Annotated in this window: 15 protein-coding genes and 1 riboswitch; of the genes, 8 read left to right on the top strand and 7 right to left on the bottom strand. The window is 59.2% G+C overall.

Features of this window, described 5'->3' with window-relative positions:
- The first annotated feature begins 17 nt into the window (after positions 1 to 17).
- A riboswitch (FMN riboswitch) is annotated at positions 18 to 162 on the top strand.
- 116 nt (positions 163 to 278) lie between these two features.
- Positions 279 to 917, top strand: coding sequence for a 3,4-dihydroxy-2-butanone-4-phosphate synthase (ribB, locus tag BW978_RS18365; protein ID WP_076397273.1), 639 nt, complete (start codon positions 279 to 281; stop codon positions 915 to 917).
- Positions 918 to 1,619: 702 nt separating this feature from the next.
- Here the strand turns inward: ribB and BW978_RS18360 are convergent.
- From BW978_RS18360 to BW978_RS18330, 7 genes are all read right to left on the bottom strand, one after another.
- A complete protein-coding gene (locus tag BW978_RS18360; RefSeq protein ID WP_076397272.1) occupies positions 1,620 to 3,149 on the bottom strand; it encodes a tripartite tricarboxylate transporter permease in 1,530 nt (509 codons plus the stop codon).
- Positions 3,149 to 3,589 (bottom strand): tripartite tricarboxylate transporter TctB family protein, encoded by a 441-nt coding sequence (locus BW978_RS18355; protein WP_076397271.1) that lies wholly within the window; start codon positions 3,587 to 3,589, stop codon positions 3,149 to 3,151. The genes BW978_RS18360 and BW978_RS18355 overlap by 1 nt, the downstream gene beginning before the upstream one ends.
- A gap of 12 nt (positions 3,590 to 3,601) precedes the next feature.
- Positions 3,602 to 4,594: a tripartite tricarboxylate transporter substrate binding protein gene (locus tag BW978_RS18350; RefSeq protein WP_076397270.1), complete on the bottom strand. Its 993-nt coding sequence runs from the start codon at positions 4,592 to 4,594 to the stop codon at positions 3,602 to 3,604.
- Between the two features lie 79 nt (positions 4,595 to 4,673).
- The gene (locus BW978_RS18345) at positions 4,674 to 6,068 is read right to left on the bottom strand and encodes a sensor histidine kinase (protein WP_076397269.1); all 1,395 of its coding nucleotides are present in this window, start codon (positions 6,066 to 6,068) and stop codon (positions 4,674 to 4,676) included.
- Complete coding sequence (locus BW978_RS18340) at positions 6,065 to 6,736, bottom strand: response regulator (protein ID WP_076397268.1); 672 nt, start codon at positions 6,734 to 6,736, stop codon at positions 6,065 to 6,067. The genes BW978_RS18345 and BW978_RS18340 overlap by 4 nt, the downstream gene beginning before the upstream one ends.
- Before the next feature lie 569 nt (positions 6,737 to 7,305).
- Complete coding sequence (locus BW978_RS18335) at positions 7,306 to 9,456, bottom strand: sensor histidine kinase (RefSeq protein WP_076397267.1); 2,151 nt, start codon at positions 9,454 to 9,456, stop codon at positions 7,306 to 7,308.
- Positions 9,453 to 10,193, bottom strand: a complete 741-nt coding sequence (locus BW978_RS18330) for a response regulator transcription factor (protein WP_076397266.1) — start codon at positions 10,191 to 10,193, stop codon at positions 9,453 to 9,455. Before BW978_RS18330 ends, BW978_RS18335 begins: the two co-directional genes overlap by 4 nt.
- A gap of 335 nt (positions 10,194 to 10,528) precedes the next feature.
- Here BW978_RS18330 and BW978_RS18325 point away from each other — a divergent pair, with 335 nt between their 5' ends.
- The 7 genes from BW978_RS18325 (at position 10,529) to BW978_RS18295 (ending at position 21,604) form a co-directional block, all read left to right on the top strand.
- Positions 10,529 to 11,431 carry an ABC transporter substrate-binding protein gene (locus BW978_RS18325; protein ID WP_139330603.1) on the top strand — a complete coding sequence of 301 codons (903 nt, stop codon included), beginning with the start codon at positions 10,529 to 10,531 and terminating at the stop codon, positions 11,429 to 11,431.
- Between the two features lie 108 nt (positions 11,432 to 11,539).
- Positions 11,540 to 12,565, top strand: a complete 1,026-nt coding sequence (locus BW978_RS18320) for an ABC transporter substrate-binding protein (protein WP_076397264.1) — start codon at positions 11,540 to 11,542, stop codon at positions 12,563 to 12,565.
- 77 nt (positions 12,566 to 12,642) lie between these two features.
- Positions 12,643 to 14,874 (top strand): ABC transporter permease, encoded by a 2,232-nt coding sequence (locus tag BW978_RS18315; RefSeq protein WP_076397263.1) that lies wholly within the window; start codon positions 12,643 to 12,645, stop codon positions 14,872 to 14,874.
- A complete protein-coding gene (locus tag BW978_RS18310; RefSeq protein ID WP_076397262.1) occupies positions 14,871 to 15,929 on the top strand; it encodes an ABC transporter ATP-binding protein in 1,059 nt (352 codons plus the stop codon). Before BW978_RS18315 ends, BW978_RS18310 begins: the two co-directional genes overlap by 4 nt.
- A gap of 33 nt (positions 15,930 to 15,962) precedes the next feature.
- Positions 15,963 to 16,766, top strand: coding sequence for an inositol monophosphatase family protein (locus tag BW978_RS18305; protein ID WP_076397261.1), 804 nt, complete (start codon positions 15,963 to 15,965; stop codon positions 16,764 to 16,766).
- A gap of 525 nt (positions 16,767 to 17,291) precedes the next feature.
- Positions 17,292 to 18,545 (top strand): efflux RND transporter periplasmic adaptor subunit, encoded by a 1,254-nt coding sequence (locus tag BW978_RS18300; RefSeq protein WP_076397260.1) that lies wholly within the window; start codon positions 17,292 to 17,294, stop codon positions 18,543 to 18,545.
- Positions 18,542 to 21,604 (top strand): efflux RND transporter permease subunit, encoded by a 3,063-nt coding sequence (locus BW978_RS18295; protein WP_076397259.1) that lies wholly within the window; start codon positions 18,542 to 18,544, stop codon positions 21,602 to 21,604. The genes BW978_RS18300 and BW978_RS18295 overlap by 4 nt, the downstream gene beginning before the upstream one ends.
- Positions 21,605 to 21,723: the final 119 nt, after the last annotated feature.

Genomic DNA, 21,723 nt, shown 5'->3' with positions numbered 1-21,723 from the left:
CTTCTCCCCTACCTTACTGATGTTCTCAGGGCGGGGTGAAACTCCCCACCGGCGGTATCCGGCTTTGCCGGGAGCCCGCGAGCGCTTTCATCTCGGTGAAAGGCAGCAGATCCGGTGCAATGCCGGAGCCGACGGTTAAAGTCCGGATGAAAGAGAGCATCGGCTATTGCGGCTCCCTGCACAGGGAGGCGCGTATGCTGTGTTCGCCCAAGGGATGGAATTGCGACCGTCAGGTCGTGTTTTGACCGCTCACGCGGTAACCCTTGAAAGGCACTGAAATGACACTGTCGAAAATTGAAGATGCATTGGAGACCCTCGCACGCGGGGGCATGGTCGTGGTCGTTGACGACGAGGATCGCGAAAACGAAGGCGACATCATCGTCGCTTCCGATTACGTGACGCCGGAGACCATCGCTTTCATGATGAAACATGCCCGTGGGCTTGTATGCGTCGCCATGGAAGGCGAAAGGCTGGATGCGCTCGACATCCCCCTGATGGTCCCGAACAACACCGAGTACCTCAAGACGGCCTTCACCGTGTCGGTGGACTATATCCACGGGACAACCACCGGGATCTCCGCGGCAGATCGAGCCGCGACAGTCCGGGCGCTTATGGATGAAGCAACCAGGCCCGACGACTTCGCGCGACCGGGACATATCTTCCCACTGCGTGCCCATCCGGAAGGTGTGCTAGGTCGCCCAGGGCATACTGAGGCAGCCGTCGATCTCGCGCGGCTCATCGGCGCCAGACCGTCCGGCGTGATCTGTGAGGTTGCCAACGATGACGGGACCATGGCGCGGCTGCCCGAACTTATCGAATTCTGCGACCAGCATGGTTTGCCGCTGATTTCGATCGAGGACCTGATCCGCTACAGGGTTGACAGCAGTGATGAATCTCCTGCCGCCGTCGCTGCCTAACGACAACTAGCGTGCCGTATCATGTAACGAGGGACTTTGTTCCTCGCTACATGAGCGTGCTTTTGTGCTTCAGGACCTGGTGAAGCTCCTGAGCGACGGGAGTGCCCTGCGCGAATTGGCATTGGCGGGATGAGCGGCGAAATTGAAATAGTGTGCCACCTTGCCGTTATTTAATCCGAAATGCAGACATTCGCGATTGACGGTTTCCCGTCTCATTGCAGGTCATCGGATAGACATCGACCCACATGCCGCCTCCAGCGGACTGTGCGCTCTATCTTGAGGCCGCGTTCAAAACCGATGACATAACGTCCTGTTCGCTGGAAATCGGCTGCAGCAGCTCATAGCACTCGATAACCTTCAATTCGTTGGATCCGTGATCCGGTGCGGGAATGAATTGGCGATAAGTCGTGTCAGTTAGTCCAAATAGACCAGATGTGTGATCTGTCGGATTTCTTTGGCGTCTCGCATCCGAAGTAATGTCGGGTCTCCGGTTCGTGTCCGTTCAAGGCGGAGGCCAAACCAAGTGCGTGCATTCTACAAGTGAGGTCTAGCGAACCCGGAAAGGCGCGGAAATACAACTCAGTGTAATTGCTCCCGATTGTGGCGAACATTTTGTTGACAAGCGCTTGGGAGTATTGGGCCAGGGCCTACCCGGCCTCTCAACTCTCCGGCGCTTGCACAACACAGCATGGTCTGCGAGCCTCAATTATTACCGAGGGACGCCGCCGAGCGCCAGCGCTGAAACTTCGGCATGAGAAGCGGCACGAGAAAGACTGCGGCTGCCATGGTCCAGAGCACGATCGAGATCGGGCTCGACCAAAGTATGCTGATTTCCCCAGCCGAAAGAGAGAGCGCCCTGCGGAGGCTCTGCTCCAGGATCTTGCCGAGCACCAATCCTAGGATCAGGGGCGCCATGGGTACCCCTAGACGTCTGAGCAGGTAGGCGCCAATTCCAAGAGCCACCATCAGGACCAGCTCGAACGTGGTCGACTTGCCCGAGTAGACACCGATTGTGCTCACGACCACGATGAACGGCACCAGGACCCAGGCTGGAACGGATAGCATACGGGCGAAGACACCAACGAGTGGGATGTTGATGGCGAGCAGGATGAAGTTGCCGATGAACAGCGAGGCAATCAATCCCCAGACGAGATCCGGCTGTGATCTAAACAGCGCAGGGCCCGGGGTCAGATTATAGAGCGTCAGGACGCCCAGCATGATCGCCGTCGTTCCAGAACTTGGGATCCCGAGTGTGAGCATGGGGATGAAATTGCTGTTGGAAGCGCTGTTGTTGGCGGCTTCTACGGAGGCCAGCCCACGCATGTCGCCCCTGCCGAACTGGCTGCCTTCAGGGTCGATCTTTTCAACTATGCGTTTTTCGGTCGTGTAGGCGAGCGCAGAGGCGACGGTTCCGCCCGCCCCCGGGAGAATGCCGACAAAGAAGCCGATGACGGACCCCCGGAGGGTGGCCATTCGGGTGAAGGCCATTTCGCTCCGATTGAAGAGGGAGCGGCCCATCTGCTTGATCCGGACAGCAGTACCGCCATGCATGGTCTCCAGCATGATCAGCAATTCGCTGATGGCAAAGAGGCCAATGACGACCGTGGCGAACTGAACGCCATCAACGAGGTTTGGCGTGCCGAATGTGTAGCGGTAGACTCCCGAATTCGCATCGATGCCGATCGTAGAAATCGCCAGTCCCAATGCGATAGCCAGCATGGCCTTCACCGGTTGGTCGGTCAGAAGTCCGGTCAGACAGGCAAAGGCGAACACCATCAGCGCCACGTATTCGACCGGGCCAAAGGCAAGCGCCCAACCAGCCAGGACAGGAGCGGCCAGAACTATGCCGATAGTCGCCACCGCCGAGCCCACGAAGGACGTCCAGGCCGAGAGCGACAGCGCGATGCCAGCCTTTCCTTGTTTCGCCAAGGGATAGCCCTCAAGAGCGGTCATGACCGCTGAGGCTTCGCCTGGAACATTGAGCAGAATGGCACTGATGCGGCCGCCATATTCCGAGCCAATATAGATGGCGGCCATCAGGATGAGAGAACTTTCCGGCGGCAGTCCGAGCGCGAAGACAACTGGGACTAGCATCGCGACGGCATTGATAGGCCCGAGGCCCGGCAGCACGCCAACCATGGTGCCGACGATCGCACCCAATGATGCAAGCAGAAGGTTGGTCGGCGTCAAGGCAACGCTGAAACCATGGATGAGATAACCGAGGGTTTCCATCAGATAAGACCTCCCAAAGGGCCGACGGGAAGAACCACATCCAGCACGCGATCGAAAAGCATGAAGGACGAGACGGCAAGAACGACGCCGGTCAAAGCGCCCTGCCACCACTTGGCTCCAAAAATCATCGCGATCGGCACCATGAGCGTGGCAGTCGAGATGACGAAACCGAGCGGCTGAAACAGGATGGCATAGGCGAGGAGTGAGCCCGACAGTGCGAGAACCGCTCTGCCGGGCATCGGAGTTTCAGAACCACCCGCAGCCCCCGATTTCAAGAGCAGGATCACGCCGCAAACGGCGATGATCGATGCGGCGATCAGCGGGAATGCCCGGGGGCCGACCGGTTCGTAGGCAAATGGTGCCTCGAGCCCGTACCCATAGGCGATCAGGATCGCTGCGACCGCGATTGCGGCCGCCCCGAGAATGCGGTCGGTATACATTGTTCTGAAACCTTACTTGGTCGCCAGACCGAAATCGGCCGCGAGGGTCTTGTAAGCGGCGACCCGTTCCTCGATGAATGCGGTGGTCTCAGGACCTGTCATGGAAAGAGGGAAGAGATTGCGCTCTTGCAGCGCAGTCGCGTAATCAGGCGACTTCATGGTTGCTTCGAACGCGTCCGACCACCACTTGTAATCCTCGTCGGAAACGTCGGGACCGACATAGAATCCACGCACGATCGGCCAGAGGATATCGAAGCCCTGTTCCTTGGCTGTTTGCACTTCGGCGAGCTTGCCGGGCAGCCGCTCCTCGGAGAAGATTGCCAGCAGCTTCAGCGGCGCACCGCCGTCGATGGCGGCCTGACTGTCTCCGACATCGTTCATGCAGACATCGACATGGCCGCCCTGGAGCGCGGTTGCGCAATCGCCGCCGCCTTCAAAGGCGACAAAGCGCATCGCCTTGTAGTCTATGCCGGCCGCGCGCGCCGCCATGGCGGCTTTCATCCAGTCCTGGCTGCCGATCGTTCCTCCCGCACCGATGATCACGGATGTCGGATCTTTCTTGATGGCACCCATCAATTCAATGAGGTTCTTGTAGGGGCTGTCAGCCTGGACCACGACCGCGCCATAGTCCGTGCCGATGCTGGCCACCCAGCGGACATCTTTCTCGGAGTAGGCGCCGAACTTGCCCTGAGCGATGTTGAGAAGCGAGCCTGCCGAAAAGGCGACGATCGTACCAGGCTCTGCCCGGCGCTGGCCGACGATGGCGTTGTAGGCCACCGCGCCGATGCCGCCCGGCATATAGGATACGCGAAGCTGCGACTGCAATGCACCAGACTGCTGAAGCGCTGACTGAGCAAGCTTGCAGGTGATGTCGAAGCCGCCGCCAGGCTGGGCCGGCGCGATACATTCGGGGTTGGCGGGCTCTGCAAGTGTGATGGTTGGGGCGGCGATTGAAAAAGCCGAAGCGGTCGCCGCCAAAAAGGCAGCGCGAATAGAAAGTGACATTGATTTCTCCTCCAAAAACTGATGCAGACCTCCAATCTGCACACATTGGATATATCGCAGCGAAGCTTTCATTCGGCTTTCAACGACTGACAGGTAAGGAAATCTTTACCAACAGACCGGTCCGGTCTTGCCGGTTTTGCAACGCCATCGTCCCACCATTTGCTCGGGCCACCGTGAGGGCGATTGCCAGCCCAAGGCCGCTTCCAGAGCTCGTTCCGCTTCTGAAGCGTGTACCGGCAAGTCGAATATCTTCCTCGCTCATGCCCTTGCCCTCGTCCATGATCTCGATCTCGGCGCGGCCGGTAGCAGTAGCAAGGGATACGGTGATCAGTGACCCTTCCGGGGCGTAATGAACGGCGTTGTCAATGATATTGGTGAGCGCCTCGCGCAGAAGGCCCTCGTTGACCCGCACGATCACTGCGTGTTCCGAGGCGTCGAATACGCAGTTCATTTTCCGGGATCGGATTCGCGGCCAGAGCATGCGGATCGTGTCGGCGATCGTCTCGGAGAGATCGAGCCTTTCCTGCGGATAGATTTCAGTCCCTTGAGCGGTGCGCGCCTTTGCCAGGGCAAGGAGTTGGTTGGTCGTTCTGATCGATCGCTCCAATACCTCACGCGAAGATACGAGCGTCGCCTTGACATCCGGGAGCGAGGACTGGTGCAGCGCATACTCGATCTGGGTTCGCAGGATGGTCATCGGCGTACGGAGCTGATGCGATGCGTCATCGAGGAACCGGCGTTGCTGGCTTGCCTCTTCGGCAGTCCTTTGCATGATCCCGTTCATCGCCTGCACGAGAGGTTGGACTTCGAGCGGCAGGGAGGCGACGGCAACCGGCTTCAGATCGTCGGGCTCGCGCGCATCGATTGTGTCCTTCAGACGGTTCAGGGGCTGGAGCGCCTTGAAGACGCCGAGACCAATCAGAAGACCAAGGATGAGCACGACGAGCACATCCCGAAGGATCGCCCGCTTGATTAGCGCATTCTGGAATGTCCCACGCGATACTTTGGTCTCTGCCACCTGGATGGTGATCTGGACCCCTTCGGGACTTGCCGGGTCGAGCGGACGTTTGAGGGCACCAACTCTGATATCCTGACCGAAATAATTGCCGTCATGAAACCGAATTTCGCCGCTTTCGAGTCCAGGCGTTTTCGGTAAAAGAACGTCACCGATTTGAACCAGATTGTCGCTGGTCGAGACATTGAAGTAGACCGTGCCCTGGGCAGTCAATTGAAAGAAGGCGAAGAGATTATAAGGAAGCTCGACGCCCACGCCGCCGCTTTCGCTAGAGATATTGGCATCGATCGCGCGGATGGCACCCGCAAGTGATCGGTCATAGGCACTGTCTGCAAGTTCTCGGATTGTCGTCGTGCTGAACCACAATGTCGAGGCCATCGCAACGATGATGGCTGGTAGGATCCAGTAGCCGATCGTGATCGCCAGGCGGCGTCCGCTGCGTTCCGGTTGATGTGTCATGGCAGGTTCGCTTCAAGAACATAGCCGATGCCCCGCAGCGTCGTAATCTGAACTGACCCCGATAGCTTCTTCCTCAGGCGATGCGCGATGACCTCGATTGCTTCGAGTTGGATATCGGCATCGTAGGAGAACATCCGGTCCATGATCTTTTGCTTCGACATTGGTTCGCCTGCATGTTGGATCAGGACACGCAGCATGGAGTGCTCACGCGGAGTGAGTTCAAGCGGCGCGTCATCAAACGTGAACCGCTGCTCCGCTGGAGAGTAGGTCAGGCCGCCGCAGGAAAACGTGCCCGTATTTCGGCCATGCGATCGTCTGACAAGCGCCACCAGTCTCGCCTCGAGTTCTTCGATCGCGAAGGGCTTTGCCAGGAAATCATCAGCCCCTTCGTGAAGGGTACCGATCCGCTCGGTGAGTGTGTCCCTGGCAGTGAGGATCAGGGTCGGTGTGTTGTCACCCCGGTTTCTCATCGCGGCAAGCAGCGACCTTCCATCGATCACGGGAAGTCCGAGGTCGAGGATCACGACGTCGAACTCTTCCGTCCGCAAACGGTTGTCCGCCACGGCGCCGTCCTCAGCCCAGTCGATGATGAAGTCGTATCGCTGCTTGAGCGCCTTGATCATCCAACGAGCCAGCTCGGGATCGTCTTCCACGAACAGGATCTTCAATTAGTCCTCCCAAACAGGACACGTACGAACGGTTCACATACGCTTATGCGCTGGTCCTCGTTGTTATCTCTAGTCGAATTGTGGGCAGGAGGGGTAGGGCCGAACGAATCAGATCACATACAGTATCTGGATGCGGGGTGACCTTCGACTCTGCTGAGTTCGTTTCTGGAGCACGCAAGCCGTCGGAGGCACGACTACAATGCTCGCGTTGGATCCCCAGCCGATTTCGCGAAGCTCCCAGAAGGACGACGGGTGGCCTGAAGAACTGCGCAACTGTTGCTCAAGTTGTTGAGAAGGCGTCGCTTTTTCTCTGAGAGATAGTCGCTGTTTTTCAGCGGAAAACCGACCTAAAATGGCCTGCCTGGAGAGGCTGGATTCTCACATGATTTCAATGGCTTAGAAAAATAGCCTTTGATTTTCCTCTGTTTTCCTGCCGCGAGCGACCGTGGATGCCATCTTTGTGCCCTGGCGTTGGGCCGACGTCAACATGGCGGACGAGCGGAATTATTTCCGTTTTTGGTTATCCAGGTTTCTGTCATGCTCGGCCGAATGGTGAGGGCTAAAGCCCTTCAATGGTGAGCTTGGACCCGCTCGTGTTCAGCCTGCCACGGCGTTGCATCCGACTGCGACGGAAGGAAACAAAGCTCTACGCGTGTGCCTTCCCACAAGCGAGAGGTGATTCTGACTTCACCACCAGACTGGCGGACGAACCCGTAGACCATGGCGAGCCCGAGGCCAGACCCTCCGGTTTTCGACCTCGTGGTGAAGTAGGGTTCCATCGCTTGGTCGAGGACTTCGGGTGACATACCGACACCTTCGTCGATGACTGCGATGGTGACCGTGTTTGCCTCCCCGCGCGCTTCAATTCGGACTGTTCCGCCATCTGGCATTGCGGCCGACGCGTTCAGGCAAAGGTTCAGAATGGATTGCTCGAGCAGCGCAGGATCGAGACTGACGGTTGGCAGATTGGCTGCGAGATCCAGCTCCAAACGATTGCGGGCGCCAATTGCCATTTCCAGTACATCCGCCATCCCTTGAAGGATCGTGGCGATGTCTATCGAGGCTGGCCGTATCTGCTGCTGGCTACCGACGGATAACATGCTGGAGGCGAGTGCGCGCCCTCGTTCAGCGGCCTTTCTTATGCGCCCGAGGTGCCGCTTCTGCCGTTCGGTGAACTCTGGTTCGCGCTCCAGTAGGCCAAGACTGCCGGTGATGATGCCGATCATATTGCCAACCTCGTGGCTTACCTGATGCGTCATTCGCATGACCACATCCAGGCGCTGGGCGCGGGCCGCCTCGATCTCCTGGCGATCCATGGCCGTCACGTCGCGGGCGAGCAGGACCACGCCGCCGTCAGGTTGCCTTGAAGCAGAAATCTCCACCACCTGGTCGTCAACAAACCGGTGCCGCAGCATCTGACGCTCCACAAGCGAGCCGCTCTCGTTTTCGGTGGGCATAAGAAGGGGATCGATCTCCGGGACCGTTCCAACGAACCGGCGCAGCGACATTTTTCGCGACGATCCCGTTTGGCGCATCAGTTCGATGATGCGACGGTTCATCGTGATCGGTCGGCCAGTCGGATCGAAGAGGGCAATGCCCTCATTCATCGACCGAAAAGTGGATCGGATCGTCCGAGCAGCCGCTTCTGCCGTGCGTCTCAGACGGGACACGCGATCGACGCTCTCCTTGAAAGCGCGAAAGGCGTCAAGCAAGCGGATCAGCTCCGTTTCAGTCCCGGCATAAACGGGCGGCCCGACATTTTCCTCTCCGCGAGCCAGCGCATTCATGCCGCGCGAGAGGTCACCTATTCCGTGTGAAACGCGCATAACTGAGCGAATTGAGAGAATAGCGAGGATAACGACCGCGAAGGATGCAAGCACGATCATGAAAAGCAGTTGGCGCAATGCGCTTGAGGTGGCTTCGAGATTCTTGTTCAGCGCGCTGGCAACGAATGCGCTCTGGGTTTCGGTTGCATGCGAGAGGTCGCGCGAGACTGTGTGCAGCCGTGAGACCGATGCGCGGATGGTGAACATCTCCAGGAGGTAACGGGTCTGTGCCTCAAAGATCCGACGGTAGGGTTCCAGTTGCTCAGGCGAGACCCTTAGATTGGGGCCTGGTACCAGCATTCGGACGGTCGTCTCGGCCACGAAGCGTCGTTGAAGTTCGCCAAGCTGGAAGAGACTGTCCGACGTGGAGGCTGATTGTGCGATGTCGTTCAGGCGCTGCCGTAGCTCCTGATCCTGAATGGCGCGAGCGGTAGCTATCTCTCCGAGTGCGACGGCCGCTTCTGCCTTGTGTAACTGTGCGGCATCTGCATTTGCCGCAAGTGCCAGTGTCTGGGCCTCGATCCTCTCAAGCAGTTCGATGATCCGGTGCGCGCCGGTGCCTGGCATGCCAGCGCCCGGCTTATCCGGTGCCATGGTTTGCAGAAGGGTGCCCACCTGGGCAACCACGGCACGGCTTTCACTCGAGACACGGTAGGGGGACGTTGCATTCATCAGGAAAGGTGCGCTCGAAACGAGGTCGGAAACCTGCCTTGAGACGAGCGAGGCCTTGGCGAGACTTGAGAAGGCCTGCACACTGTAGGCCGACATTTCGCTGCGCGCCCTCTGCAGACCATAGATGGCGACGGTCGACAGGAGGAGAACCGAGACGCAGATGAATGCAATTGCGAAGGGCAATCGAAAGGCGATGGACGAGAGGAATGCACGGTTAATCAAGGCAGGGATCCAGCATCGTCAGTGTGCAAGACATAGCCCTTGCCGCGCCGGGTCTGGATATGGCGTGGGAGGTCTGGGTTCCGCTCGATCTTACGCCTGAGACGTAGCACCAGGACATCGACGTTGCGATCAACGAAACGATCGGAGTCAGCGCCCATACGGTCGAGAATCTGGGCGCGGCTCACGGGCGCGTTCGGCGTCTCGGCGAGGATCTCAAGCAGGGCGAACTCTGCTGCCGTTAGCGCCTTGGTTGGATCGGTCAGGCAAACGGCGCGGCGCTGAGCCAAATCGACAGCCCATTCGCCGAGCCTGAGCGCCGTCGACGGCTGTTCGCGCTCAATCTCCCTGTCGTGGCGCAGTTGTGGATGGGTACGACGGAGAACAGCCTTGATCCGTGCGGTCAGTTCGTTCGGTTCGAAGGGTTTGACCACATAGTCATCCGCCGCAGTTTCGAGCCCCAGCACCCGATCGGTCGCACTTCCTGCTGCTGTCACCATGACGATGCCGACATCGGTCTGCGCCCTCAAACGCTGCGCGAAGGCTCGGCCCGAAAGGCCCGGCAGATTGTGGTCGACCAGAACCAGTTGAACCGTCTCATGTTGCAATCGTTCTTGTGCAACCTCGGCTGAGGGGGCGGTAACTGGTATCCATCCCTCTGCCTCCACCAGGTCACAGATAAGCTCCGCCATATCCGGATCGTCTTCGACGATCAGAATTTTCACCTTTTGGTTCAACACGTTGCAGTCCTCCCATCGGCATCATAACCGGGCAGGGAGAAAACGCCAAAGATTTGCTGGTTATCGCTGGACGTCACAATTGTAATATTTGAAATCCCTGAAACGCATGGAAGCGGCCCTGTTGAAAGATCGGTAACCATTCTCCGGGTTGCCAGCCGGAACCGATATGGACATGATTCAGTCATTGGAACGGGGAGGTTCCAAGGGAGGGCGACGTGAAGTTATTGACCGCCATCGGCGCAGGGGTGCTTGTAACCTTTGCCACGGCTACGAGTTCGCGGGCAGCCGACGCGCTCAACATTCTGTGCGGTGTCGACGAGGTCTGGTGCGCCGTCATGGAAAAGACCTACGAGGCGAAGACCGGGCTTGCCATCAACATGCCGCGGATGAGCACCGGAGAAATACTCGACCGTGTGCGGGCTGAGAAAGACGCGTCGACGGTCGATGTCTGGTGGGGCGGGACCGGGGTCACGCATCTGCAGGCAGCCTATGAAGGATTGCTTGAACCCTATCGTCCCCAGCAAGAAGCAGACCTTCTGCCCTGGGCTCGGAACTTCTTTTCCCTGTCCGGCGGCACGTCCGTCGGCCTTTATGCCGGGGCACTCGGATTTGCTTATAACGGTGAGCTTCTGGCGGCTGCAGGATTGCCGGCGCCCAACTGCTGGAAGGATCTCGCCAAGCCGATCTATCGCGGCCACATCCTGTCTGGAAACCCGCATTCGTCAGGCACCGCCTTCACAACGCTGGTGACGCTCGTGCAGTTGCTTGGCGAAGACGAGGCTTTTGGCTATATGCGCGAACTCGGCCAGAACATCACCGAATATACCAAGGCCGGTGCAGAGCCGGTCAAGGCGGCGGGCAGGGGAGAGATCACGATCGGCATCTCCTTCATGCATGATGCCGTCACGCAAAAAGAGGCGGGCGCTCCCCTCGTGATCGTCGCGCCCTGCGAGGGCACCGGCTACGAAATCGGAGCGGTCAGCATCGTCAAGGGCAGTCGCAATCTGGAAGAGGCGCGGCGATTCGTCGATTTTGCGCTGAGCCCCGAAGGGCAGGCGACCGGTGCTGCCGCGGGCCAGAACCAGGTGCCATCCAATGCCCGGGCCGTGCTGCCGCCCGCCGCTCCCGATATCTCGATGATCAAGATGGTGGACTATGATTTTGCCACTTTCGGATCACCCGAACAGCGAAGTCGGCTCCTGAGCCGCTTCGATAGCGAGATCAACCCGACGAACTGATTTTTCCACGACCGGACGATCTCAGACACGGTGCCTTCCAGGCACCGCCGCCGAAGGCTTGTCCGTTTTCTTCGACTTCCATCAGACGCAAGCAACAGGAGGATACCCATGCGACTGACAATACTCTCGACTCTACTCTTCGCCGGCACGAGCTTGTCTGCCGGTTCGGCTCTGGCTGCCGGTGAGCTCAACCTTATCTGCGCCGCCGACGTCGTGATCTGCGAACAGATGCAGGGCGATTTCGAAAAGGCACACGACATCAAGGTCAACATGGTCCGCATGTCCTCCGGTGAGGCCTATGCCAAGATCCGCGCCGAAGCCCGCAATCCGAAGACCGACCTCTGGTGGGCCGGCACCGGCGACCCTCATCTCCAGGCCGCTTCCGAAGGGCTGACGGAAGAATACAAGTCGCCGATGTTGGACCAGTTGCAGGATTGGGCAAAGAACCAGGCCGAAAGCTCGGGCTTCAAGACCGTCGGCGTCTATGCCGGCGCGCTCGGCTGGGGTTACAACACCGAGATCTTCAAGCAGAAGGGCTATAAGGAACCGGTTTGCTGGGCCGACCTACTGGCTCCGGAACTAAAGGGCGAGATCCAGATCGCTAACCCGAACTCGTCCGGAACCGCCTATACCGCGCTCGCCTCGCTCGTACAGATCATGGGCGAAGACAAGGCCTTCGAATATCTGAAGTCCCTCAACGCCAACATCTCGCAATACACCAAGTCCGGCTCCGCGCCGGTGAAGGCTGCTGCCCGCGGCGAGACCGGCCTCGGTATCGTCTTCATGCATGATGCGGTGGCCCAGACGGCCGAGGGCTTCCCGGTCAAGTCGATCGCACCTTGCGAAGGCACCGGCTACGAGATCGGCTCCATGTCGATCGTCAAGGGCGCTCGCAACATGGAGAATGCCAAGACCTGGTACGACTGGTCGCTGAAGCCTGAAGTGCAGTCGCGCATGAAGGACGCCAAGTCCTTCCAGCTTCCCTCGAACAAGACGGCGGAGATCCCCAAGGAAGCGCCGCGCTTCGAGGACATCAAGCTGATTGATTACGATTTCAAGACTTATGGCGATCCGGAAAAGCGCAAGGCGCTGCTTGAGCGCTGGGACCGTGAGATCGGCGCTGTCGCCAACTGACGCCTTACCCTATCAGCCGGCGGTCTCTGGACCGCCGGCCCATTTCTCTTCCCGCGAATCTATTGATGAGGTCGACCATGAGACATGGCAACCGCAGACTGGACCTGTTGCTGGCCTTTGGAGCCGCGTCCTTCATTCTACTTCCCTGGTACAGGCTGGAATCCGGCTTCTTCGGCCTTGATTGGCTCGGCGACTTTCCCTTCACGGAGAGCACTGCGCCAGGCGTTCTGCAGTTGGTGGGTCACGGGCGCCTTTGGCTTCTCGGTGTCGTGCTCTTCTTCGGTCTCGGTTTCGCAGCACGTTTCATTGCCGACCCGATGCGCCGTGGTGCGTTTTTTGCGGCAGCAGGTGGAGCTGGTCTCGTCTATCTCTGCCTGCAGGGATTGGCGGTCGGCTTCTCCGGCTGGACCTGGGGGATCAGCGAAACGCTTTTCGGAGCACTGTCCGACGGACAACCCTCGATGGGTGCCGGTGCCGTCACTATGGCAATCGTTTTCGTCCTGATGTTCGCCTTCGGTCTGGTCGAACGCGGCGTGATGAAGGGCGATGCCTTCGTCGTCGGGTCGATCTCGCTCCTTGTCTTCCTCGTCTTCGTCTTCGTCTTCTATCCAATCGGCAGCATGCTGGTGGCGGCCGTCCAGGATTTCGACGGTTCCTTCAAGCCGGATGGCTTCATCCGCAACCTGCAGGATCCGGGCATCTGGAGCCTGAGCTGCCTAGTGGGTGAGGGCCGCTGCGGCGTCGCCTGGCGCACCTTCACGCTCGCAATCATGACGGCGTCCGCCTCCACATTACTGGGCCTTGCCTTCGCACTCGTGGCGACCCGCACCCGCTTCCCGTTCAAGAAGGGCCTGCGCCTTCTCACGGTCCTGCCGATCATCACGCCACCCTTCGTCATCGGCCTTGCACTCGTTCTGCTATTCGGTCGCGCCGGCGTGGTCACGGAAACCCTGTCCAGCATGTTCGGTATCGAGCCGGGGCGCTGGCTTTACGGCCTGACCGGCATCTGGATCGCTCAGGTCCTGTCCTTCACCCCGATTTCTTTCCTCGTCCTGATCGGTGTCGTCGAGGGCGTCAGCCCGTCGATGGAAGAGGCTTCGCAGACGCTGAGAGCCGATCGCTGGCGCACCTTCTGGCGCGTTTCGCTGCCTCTCATGAAGCCGGGCCTCGCCAATGCCTTCCTGATCGGCTTCATCGAAAGCATGGCCGATTTCGGCAATCCGCTGGTGCTCGGCGGCAGCAATGGTGTGCTCTCGACCGAAATCTTCTTCGCCGTTGTCGGCTCGCAGAACGATCCGTCGCGCGCCGCGGTGCTGGCGCTGGTCCTCCTCTTCTTCACGCTGTCGGCCTTTCTTGCCCAGCGTCTTTGGCTGTCGGGGAAGAACTTCGCAACCGTCACCGGCAAGGGCGACAGCGGCGCCCATATTGCCCTGCCGCGCGGTATCTCGATCGGCGTACATGCTCTCGTCATCCCGTGGATGATCTTCACGGTCGTCATCTACGGCATGATCCTCGTGGGCGGCTTCGTCACCACCTGGGGCCTCGACAACACGCTGACCCTCGAACACTACGCCCGCGCGTTTTCGGTCAGCATCCAGAACGGCTCGATCGCCTGGACGGGTGTTGCCTGGAATTCCTTCTGGACGACCATGGAGATTTCGCTGATCTCCGCGCCGTTGACCGCAGCCGTCGGACTTCTGACCGCCTACATCATCGTCCGGCAGAAGTTCGCCGGTCGGAACATCTTCGAGTTTGCCCTGATGATGAGCTTTGCCATCCCCGGCACGGTCATCGGCGTCAGCTACATAATGGCCTTCAACCTGCCACCGCTCGAAATGACCGGCTCTGCCCTGATCCTCATCGCCTGCTTTGTCTTCCGCAACATGCCGGTTGGTGTCCGCGGCGGGATCGCGGCGATGAGCCAGCTCGACAAGAGCCTGGATGAAGCCTCTCTCACGCTTCGAGCCGACAGCTTCCGCACGGTGCGAAAGATTATCCTGCCGCTTTTGCGTCCAGCGATCACCGCCGCACTCGTCTACTCCTTCGTGCGAGCCATCACCTCGATCAGTGCTGTCATCTTCCTTGTCAGCGCCGAGCACAACATGGCGACCTCCTACATCGTCGGCCTAGTCGAAAATGGCGAGTACGGCGTGGCGATCGCCTATTCCTCCATGCTGATCATTGTGATGATCACGATCATCGGTGGTTTCCAGCTCCTCGTCGGCGAACGCAAGCTGCGTCGCGAAAACCGTATCGCCGGTCTCGGCAACAACAGTCCCGTTCCTCTCGGTCAGGAGAAAACCGCATGATCACTGTCAAAGCCGGATCCGTCACCTTCCAGAATGTCCGCAAGTCCTTTGGCGCCTTCACCGCCATCCATGATCTTTCACTCACCATCGAGCCCGGTACTTTGGTGACCCTGCTTGGCCCCTCCGGCTGCGGCAAGACGACAACTTTGCGCATGCTGGCGGGTCTGGAGCACCCGACGTCCGGAAAGATCCTGATCGGTGGCAAGGATGTGACCATGCTGCCGGCCAACGAACGCGACGTGTCCATGGTCTTCCAGTCCTATGCGCTCTTTCCGCATATGACATCGCTGGAAAACGTCGCCTACGGCCTTCAGTCATCAGGATCGGGCAAGAAGGAGGCGCGTGAGAAGGCCGAGGAAGGCCTCAAACTCGTTGGCCTCGCGGGCATGGGGCATCGCCTTCCGGCAGAACTGTCGGGAGGGCAGCAGCAGCGCGTGGCTGTGGCGCGAGCCCTAGTCCTAGAGCCGCAGGTGCTTCTGCTCGACGAGCCGCTCTCCAACCTCGATGCACGCTTGAGGCGCCGCGTCCGCACTGAGATCCGCGATCTCCAGCAACGCCTTGGCTTCACAGCCGTCTATGTCACTCATGACCAGGACGAGGCGCTTGCCGTCTCCGACCGGATTATCGTGATGAAGGATGGCGAGATCGCCCAGTCGGGGGCACCGCGCGAACTCTACGAAGCGCCGGCCTCGCCCTTCATTGCCGACTTCATGGGGGAGGCGAATGTGCTGCCCTGTGAGGTGGTCCAATCGGAGGGCGGCCAAGTATTGGTGCGTGTCAGCAATCTCGAGCATCGCCTGCAGTCCAAGGCGGGCCGAGGCCCTGCCAAACTCGCCGTGCGGCCCGGTGCCATCCGGATCGACTCTGCCGGCGCAGAGGGCCTGAGGGGCCGCGTCCTGCACTCCGCCTATCTCGGCGGTCATGTCGAATATGAGGTCGAGACCGATGTCGGCACGCTCTTCGTCATCGATCACGACGTGGACCATGCCCATGCTGCTACGAGCGACGTCACATTGGCGTTCAAGAACCGTGGCATTGCCGTCATCAGCGGCTGAAGATTTTTTAAAAGAAGACCAAGGAAGAAGAGAATGACAATGAATGATACGGCACTCGCAGCGCGCTTTGCCCTCGCCAAGACGCTGGCAGCGGAAGCGGGCGCCATGGCGCTCGACTATTTCAACCGGCGCGACACGCTGGTGATCGAAACGAAGCGCGACCTACAGGATGTGGTTTCCATCGCCGACCGCAACGTCGAGACCTTCCTCAAGGAACGCGTCGCCGAAATCTATGCGGATGACGGGTTCTTAGGCGAGGAGTTCGGCCATGACGAAGGCTCCTCCGGCTTCACCTGGGTTGTCGACCCGATCGACGGCACCGCTCCCTTCGTCAACGGGATGCCGACCTGGTGTGTTTCCGTCGCGATCGTCCGGGATGGGGAGCCGGTCGTGGGTGTGATCCATGTGCCCTGCTCGGATGAGCTTTACGCCTCGGCGCTCGGTTTCGGTGCGACGCTGAATGGGAAGTCCCTGCGCCTCGACCCCACCCGCAATCTGCAGAATGCAATGACGGGGATAGGCTGCAACAACTACGTCACCCCCGAACGCGTCGGTGCGATCATCGCAGGCCTCATGGAGGAGGGCGGTAATTTCATCCGCAACGGGTCCGGTGCGTTGATGCTAGCCTATGTCGCAGCAGGCCGCTTGGTTGGGTATTACGAACCGCATATGCGAGCGTGGGACTGCATGGCCGGTTTCTGCCTCGTCCGCGAAGCCGGCGGAAAGAGCCTTGCCTTTCCCGCAAGCGGTCCCGAGTTCCTGAATGGGCATCCGGTTCTTGCCGCAAACCAGTCCTGCTTTGATGAACTGATGCAGCTTCACCTCAACAATCTTTAAAGCCTAAGGGGTCCCGGTGACGATTTGCGGACAACTACGCCGACGTTGACCGTGGCGTTGTAGAGCTAGGGCCAAGGCCTCCGAAATGATGTCGGGCTCTTCTGGCTAAACGCGGACTCAGTCAAAATTGATGATCTGGCAGCTAAATACCACTTATTGTCTGCTTCCACCGTTCTAGCGGAAGCCGACCGTCCCCACTCGGCCCCCTTCGGGACATTCCAAATGAACCGGATGCATGATCTTGCTCGCTTTCCTGCGGGCTTGGATCCGAAGTTATGGCGGGTCGTCGGTTCATGTCCCTTCAAGGCGGAGGCTATCGGTGCTTGGCGCCGTTCAGCGCCAACTCTTGAGGCTTCACCTGCGGGGGAGCGCTTGCCCCTTTGACAGGGGCTGACCCGGCAAGGCCCGCGTCTCGTAACATACAGCAACACGATGAAACCCCATTGGCCGACCTAATCTCTAGTGTCCGAACTTCGAGATCGTCTGCGGCTCATAACTTTCCGCAGCCAACGAAGAGGTGGTTTCATGGACGGGAAAGCATGGCCGGGCCGGCCTGTACTTTGGCGTAATATCAGTTTCGCTTTTGCGGGCTGTGTTGGTCTTACGATTAGCGGTATGCCAGCCGGAGCGGCGGATCAGATGCCGGTGACAGTCGTCGTTGCCCGCCAGGGGCTTGTTACGGAGCAGATCACCGTGGTCGGCACGCTGGCCGCCCGTGAAGTGATCCAGGTTCATCCGTCCATTGAGGGACGAGAGATTACCGAAATCCTGATCGAGGTTGGCGAACGGGTAGAGGCTGGAGAACCGTTGGCGCTTTTGGACTCCAAGGAGACCCGGTTAGCGCTGGACAAGAATACGGTAAGCATACAGCGCGCGAAAGTCGCAATCGCTGCAGAGAGGAGCAAGGTCGATATCGCTCTGGTGAGCGAACGTGAGGCCTTGAAGAGGCTCGAGCGAAGCCGTTCCCTTCGGCCCAAGGGAGCCGTTTCGGATCAAACGCTGGAAGAGCATCAGAACGCCTATGATCGCGCAATAGCGGAATTGGAACTGGCGCGGTCGTCGTTGGCTTTGGCCGAAGCGGACGAGCAGCTGATTGCGAGCGAACGCCGCGAGATCGAATTGACGCTGGAGCGATGCACAGTGCGGGCGCCGAGCGCCGGCATTGTTCTCGAACGTAGCGCCAATGTCGGAGCCCTGACCTCCAGCTCAGCCGATCCACTATTCACAATCGCGCGCGATGGGGCAATCGAGTTTGTCGCCGAGGTCACCGATGCCAGCTTCGTTCGCCTGAAGGAAGGCATGATGGCTAGGATCGCGGTGCCTGGCGTTGAAACACCTGTGGCTGGAACTGTGCGATTGAGCGCTGCACGGCTGGATCCGAAGACGAGGAGCGGCTCTATCCGGATCGAACTTGACGGCGATGCCCCGCTCATACCGGGCGCCTATGCCCGCGGCGAGGTCGATACCGCCGAACGGTCCAATATTCTGTTACCGGGAACGGCGGTCAAAAGCGCGGAAGGCGTCAATAGCGTCTACGTCGTCAACAATGATCTTGTTTCGGTGAGAAATGTCAAAGTGGGCGCACAGCGCGACAACCTGGTGGAAATCCTCGAGGGTGTTGGAGATGGCGAGATGGTCGTCTTGAAGGCAGGCGGTTTTCTCAGGGATCGGGACCGCGTCATCCCTATCCCCGACCTTGCTTCTGCTGAGGTCACTACGCAGCGCGAGCTATCTGAGGCTCTGCTGCCGGCCGATGCTGGTGAGGGATTTCGTCGATGAACGCCAACTTATCGGCCTGGGCAATCCGTAAGCCATTGGCATCAATCCTCTTGTTTTTCATCCTGACGATCGTGGGGCTCTACAGCTTCTCGCGCCTGCCGGTCACCTATTTCCCGACCATCATTACTCCCCTCGTCAAGGTCACCATAGAACAGTCTGGAGCGACGCCGACTGAATTGGAAACCGAAGTTACCCGGCTGGTCGAGGATGCGGTTGCGTCCCTGCCAGAACTGAAAGAACTCAAGTCCACGATCAGCCAAGGTCGCTCGGTGACGTCAGTCGAGTTCGAAGTCGGCAAGGTGACGCCAGACAGGGCGATGGTCGATGTGCGCGATGCTCTAGCCAAGATACGTTCCGACCTGCCGCCGTCAATCGACGAACCCGTCATCGAACGGGTCGAGGAGGAGGGGCAGTCTGTGGTGACCTATGCAGTCGTCAGCCATGATATGACAGTCGCCGAACTCTCCTGGTTCGTCGATGACATCGTCGCAAGACAGCTTCAGGGATTGCCCGGGGTCGGGCGCATCGAGCGTGTCGGCGGCGCCGATCGCGAGATCCGCATTGAACTCGATGCCGACAGGCTTCACGCCTTTTCCCTGTCCGCAAACACCGTCAACGACGCACTTGTCAGAACGCAGGTGGATGCTTCAGGTGGTCGAAGCGATGTTAGCGGGCGCGAGCAGGCCCTCACCACGATGGCTGCGGCCAGGACCGTTGAGGGCTTGGCAGATCAGCGCATTGCTCTGTCCTCTGACGCCTCGGTCCGCCTCATCGACTTGGGCCGGGTTCAGGACACCATTGCAGAGCCCAGATCCTTTGCAACGCTGAATGGCAAGGACGTCGTCGGTTTTTCCGTTTATCGCACTCAAGGCGCCAGTGATGTCTCCGTCGCGGCAACCGTAGCGGATGCCGTGCTCGAGCTGGGCGCCAGTCACGAGAATGTCGGCTTCCGTCTCGTAAGCGACAATGTCGCTTATACTGCCGGCAACTACAGCTCTGCGATGCATACCCTGGTGGAAGGGGCGATCCTTTCCATCATCGTCGTTTTCCTATTCTTGCGGGACTGGCGCGCGACGGTAGTGGCTGCGGTTGCGCTACCACTTTCCATCATACCCACATTCTTCGCTCTGGAGTTCCTCGGGTTTTCTCTCAACATCCTGAGCCTACTCGCCATCACGTTGGTGACCGGCATTCTGGTCGATGACGCCATCGTCGAGATCGAAAACGTCGTTCGTCACCGCAACATGGGAAAGTCAGCCTATCGAGCTGCTCTGGACGCATCAGACGAGATCGGGCTAGCCGTCATCGCGATCTCGGCCACGATCATCGCCGTTTTCGCGCCGGTCGGAATGATGAGCGGCGTCGTTGGTCTGTATTTCCGTGAGTTCGGCCTGACCGTCGCCATTGCCGTCTTCTTCTCTCTGATCGTGGCACGCCTGATTACGCCTATCCTGGCGGCCTATTTCATGACAGGCAGCCCTCCGGTAGAGGCACCCAAAGGACGTTTTATCACCGCCTACGAACGCCTGCTGCGGTTCAGCCTGCGTTGGCGATGGGTGACCGTCGGAGTGGCAATGGCATCCTTTGTGTTTGCCATGATGGCCCTGCTCTCTGTTCCAACTGCCTTCCTGCCGGAAGAGGATACGGGCCAGCTGACTTTGACGATCGAGCTGCCTCCGGGTTCAGCCCTTAAAGAAACTCGCGAAGTTGCCGATGAAGCTTCTCGGCGGATAGGCAAATTTGAGGAGGTCGAAGGCGTATTCGTCCAGGCCGGTTCCAGCATGTCGGGTCAGCAGGATGTTCGCTTTGCCACTCTGCTGATTGATCTGTCGCACAAATCTGCGCGTTCACGGTCATCTTTCGAGATCGAAGCCGATATTGAAAACAATCTTGCCTCGATCGCGGATACCAAACTTCGTTTTCTCAACAGCCGCGGCGGGCGCGACATGTCCTTTGCCGTACTCGGGACCGACGGTAGCAAGGTACAGGAGGCAGCGAACCGCATCGTCAACGAAATGGCAACTGATCCATCCTTCATTGCCCCCGCAGCGGAGAATGCAGCGATGCGACCCGAACTCCGGTTCAAGGTCCAGACCGACAAGGCGACCATGCTCGGGCTGTCGCCTGCAGACATTGCCGATCTGATCAGAGTGTCGACCGTCGGTGATAGCGACAGCCGTTTGCCGAGCATGCTCGACGGATCTCGGCAGATCCCCATCCGCACTGTACTTGACGCCAAATCTCGTGATGATCTCCGTAGATTGGAACTGCTGACGGTCGCTCGTTCCGATGGAACGCGCATACCGCTGACAGCGGTCGTGGACGTCAGTTTCGACGAGACGGTTTCTGCCATCGAACGTTCAGATCGAAGCCGCCTCGTGGAGCTCGGCGCGGATATGGCCCCCGGAATGACCTCAGGGCAGGGGATGGAGCGGCTGCTGAAACTTCGAAGCGTGACGGATCTCCCGGATGGCGTGCGCATCCAGGCAACTGGGGATTCTGACACAGAAGGCAGTGTCTTCGAGAGCTTTGCTGTCGCCATGGGCTCGGGGATCATGCTCGTCTTGGTGGTCCTGATCCTGTTGTTTGGCAGCTTGCTGGCGCCTTGGACCATCCTTGCATCACTACCGCTTTCAATTGGTGGCGTGGCTGGGGGACTGCTCGTCAGCGGCAATGCCATGTCCTTGCCCGTTGTCATTGGCATCCTGATGCTGATGGGGATCGTGACAAAAAATGCCATCATGCTCCTGGATTTTGCCATTGAGCGTGAAGCGCACGGGCTGCCTCGGTTCGAGGCTATCATCGAAGCTTGCAGTGAGAGAGTGAGACCTATCATCATGACGACGCTTGCCATGGCGGGCGGCATGGTACCTTCGGCTTTCGGCGTGGGCGATGGCGGAGAGTTCCGCTCTCCGATGGCGATCGCGGTGATTGGCGGCTTGCTCGTATCCACACTGTTGTCGCTGATTGTCATTCCCTCCCTCCATCTCATCGTCTCAAATTTTGGCGATCGCATTGCCCGCAGCTGCAGACCGTTCCTCCATTCGGCCGAAGCTTAAGGGTACAGAGGCGTCGCCGATGTCAGGCGGCGCAAACTGAAAGGGGGCGGGCCTGCGTGGTCCGACCTTCTTCATTGGCATGGTTCGCAACAAAATGTAACAAATCGAAATATGAGGGA

Origin of the sequence: Rhizobium sp. RU33A (assembly GCF_900156055.1) — a bacterium.
Taxonomy (GTDB): domain Bacteria; phylum Pseudomonadota; class Alphaproteobacteria; order Rhizobiales; family Rhizobiaceae; genus Allorhizobium.
The sequence above is the reverse complement of the archived record's forward strand: the minus strand, read 5'-3'. Positions and strand labels throughout refer to the sequence as shown.